This is a genomic window from Mycobacterium sp. TH-M11, assembly GCF_057473725.1.
Genome location: NZ_JBYCLD010000547.1, coordinates 1 through 3,321, shown reverse-complemented (window position 1 = coordinate 3,321; position 3,321 = coordinate 1). Strand labels below are relative to the sequence as shown.

Here is a 3,321-nt window from a genome sequence, read left to right as displayed (position 1 = left end):
GTGGACCCGAACTGACCGATCGCCCGCAGATCGCTGGAGAGCATCGCGGCCATCGTGACGGCGAACACCACACCGGCCGCGGACACCACCGGGCCCGTCACACCCATGCCGCGGATGAGCCCGGTGTTCAGGCCGGCGCCGATCTCCTCCTCGATTCGGGACACCAGCATCAGGTTGTAGTCGGACCCCACCGCTAATAGCACGATCAACGCGAATTCCGTTGCCACCCAGTGTAATTGGAAGTGGCCCAGGTGCTGCCAGATCAGCGTCGAGAATCCGAACGCCGCGCCTAGCGACAGGACGATGGTGCCGACGATGACTCCCGCGGCGACGAGAGCGCGGGTGACGATCACCATGATGATGAAGATCAGCACAATCGACGCCACCGCGGCGATCAGCAGGTCGTATTTGGCGCCGGTGGCGATGTCATTGAACGTCGCGGCGGTGCCGCCGAGGTAGATGTCGGCGTTTTCCAACGAGGTGAGTTTCAGCGCCTCTTTGGCCGCGTTGCGCTCCTGATCGACGGACTTGATCCCCTCGGCCGTCGCGGGATCCACGGCGTGGGTGATGATGAAGCGCGCGGCCTTTCCGTCCGGCGACACCATCAGGCTCAGCCCGAACTGGAAATCGGAGTTCTGGAAGATTTCCGGCGGCAGGTAGAACAGGCTTTCAATCCGAGAATCGTTGAACGACTTGCCCATTATGGCGTTGGTGTCGGTCAGCCGGTCGAACTGATCGATCAGGCTGTCGAACGAGCTGTAGATGGTCAGCGTGGTATCCCGGATCGCTTTCGAGACAGCAATGTTCTGCGGAATGATCGCCAGCAGTTCGTGTGTGGCTCGAGCCGTGTCGCCGAGGTCTTTGGTGAGTTTGTGGAACTGCTCGGCGAGTTGATCGAACCCGTCCAGGGCGTCGAACAGGCTTCGCAACGACAGGCAGATCGGGATGTCGTAGCAGTGCTTGTCCCAGTAGAAGTAGCTGCGAATCGGCCGCCAGAAGTCGTCGAAATCAGCGATGTGGTCTCGGATTTGGTCCGTGATTACCGCCGTGTCGCCGGTGGTTTTCGCGCTGTCGTCCGTCGCGTTCGCGAGATCTTGGGTCACCGCGTACTGGCGCTCCAGCAGGGCGATCAGATCGTCGAGGTAGCCGGTGATCTTCTTGATGTCACCCACCCGATCCTTCAGGTAGCTGAGGTTGTCGCGGATCGGTGCGCTTTGCACGCTGAGCTGAAACGGAATGGACCCGTCTTCGATCGGCGGTCCGAGTGGTCTGGTGATGCTCTGCACTCGTTCGATGCCAGGCACGTGGAAGATGGCACTGGCAACCTTGTCCAACACCAGCATGTCTCGCGTATTACGTAGGTCGTGGTCCGACTCGATCATCAGCAGGTCCGGGTTCAAGCGGGCCTGGGTGAAGTGTTTGTCGGCCGCGTCGTACGCCTGCACCGACTGGGCACTGTGCGGCAGGTAGTAAAGGTCGTTGTAGCGCGGAGTGAAGCCCGCTAGACCTAGGGCGCCGACGATCGCCAGGATGACGGAGGTGGCAAGGATGGGCGCGGGCCACCGCACGATGGCCGTCGCCAGGCGGCGCCACCGGGTGTAGTTGAACTTGCGCTTGGGGTCCAAAAGACCGAAGCCACTGGCGACTGCGATGAGGGCGGGCGTCAGCGTGACCCCAGCCGCCACCACCACCAGCAGGCCCACTGCGCACGGGAACGCCAGCGAACTGAAGTAGGGCAGCCGGGTGAACTTCAGGCAGGCCAGCGCCCCGACAATGGTCAGACCGGAGCCCAGGACCACCTTGCTGACACCGGCGAAGGTGTCGTAATAGGCGGCTTCACGGTCCAGGCCCCGTTCACGGCCCTCCTGGTAGCGGCCGACCATGAAAATCGCGTAATCGGTACCCGCCGCGATCGCGAGTGAGGTCAGCAGGTTCACGGCGAAGGTCGACAACCCCATGATGCCGGTTTCGCCCAGCAGCGAAACCACGCCGCGGCCGGCCGCGAGTCCCACGAAGAGGATCACCATGGTCAGCAACACGGTGCCGATGGACCGGTAAACGAACATCAGCATGATCGCGATGATGACGACCGTGATGAGCGTGATCTTGGCCAAGCTCGCATCGCCCACCACGATCGTGTCGGCAGTCAGCGCTCCCTGGCCGGCGACATAGGCCTTCACTCCCGCCGGCGGCTTGGCGTCCGCGACGATCTTGCGAACTGCGGCAACCGATTTGTCGCCCTCGGCACCACCTTGGTCACCCTTGAGATTGACCTGGACGTAGGCGGCCTTGTGGTCGTAGCTCTCGACACCCGAGGACGTGAATCGCTGCCCCCAGAAGTTCAGCGCATGCTCGACGTGTTCGTGGTCGGCCTGGATCTTTTTGACCAAGTCGTCGTAGAACCGGTGCGCGTCCGGCCCGAGCGGTTTGTCACCGACCAGGGTCACCAGCACGAGATTGTCGGAGTCGTACTCCTTGAACTTCTCGCCGATGTGTTTCATGCCCGTCACCGACGGCGCATCGGCCGGCGACAGCGGCACCGAGATTTCCTCGGCAACCTTTTCCAACTGTGGGACGAAGACGTTGACGCCGACGGCCAGCAGCACCCAGAACACAACGATCGGCAATGCCAGGACGCGGATGCTGCGGGCTATCCGCGGTTTGCGCTCGAGTTCGTGGCGTTGCGCTACGGGGATCTGGTCGGTGTCGCTCGTTTCGTCCGTCACGCGGACTTGTCCAAGCAGGAGACTTGCGCGTTGCGTGTGTGGGCCTGCTGCTGATCGACCAGTTTGCCGTCGACGGTGATCCGGCAGCCGATCGTGGGGCTGTCACCTTGGGCGACGACGTAGGCGAAGATGCCGGGCATCTCGGCAACGATCGTCGTGGACCACGGCAAGGTGGTGAAGCTGGCCTTCTGCGGTAAGGACTCCGCATCCATCCAGTTGACGACGCCGGTGGTCCCGGGTGGGCCCAGAATTTCGTAGACGGCGGTTTTCGCCGCATACGGCGGGGTTGCATCCCGCGGGTCGGGCTTGGGCAAGCCGGGGCCGGGGAAGACGCTGTTGAGTCGGAACACGGCGACTGCGCCGATGAGAAGCGCTACGACCACCACCAGCGGAACCCACGCCCGCTTGAGAATCGTCAACTCCGCGTCCCCCGCTCAGCAATGCTCGATGGGCCGATCCTAGGCCAATTCGTCGCGTCCATCACCGCAAGCCGAACGCCGTCGCGACCGGGTTCATTCCTGGGGTAGACGCTCGGATCGAAGTCGCGACGCGCCCGGTGCCGCATCTCATCGGTGAGCTACGTGATGAGCAGTCG

2 protein-coding genes are annotated in these 3,321 nt (G+C 62.9%); both read right to left on the bottom strand.

Annotation, left to right across the window (positions count from 1 at the left end; all coding sequences use genetic code 11):
• Nucleotides 1-2,726, bottom strand: a 2,726-nt coding sequence (locus tag AC2VOG_RS20645) for an MMPL/RND family transporter (protein ID WP_486941681.1), incomplete at its 3' end; no start/stop codon positions are given.
• Nucleotides 2,723-3,145 (bottom strand): MmpS family transport accessory protein, encoded by a 423-nt coding sequence (locus AC2VOG_RS20640; RefSeq protein ID WP_486941680.1) that lies wholly within the window; start codon nucleotides 3,143-3,145, stop codon nucleotides 2,723-2,725. The genes AC2VOG_RS20640 and AC2VOG_RS20645, both read right to left, overlap by 4 nt.
• Nucleotides 3,146-3,321: the final 176 nt, after the last annotated feature.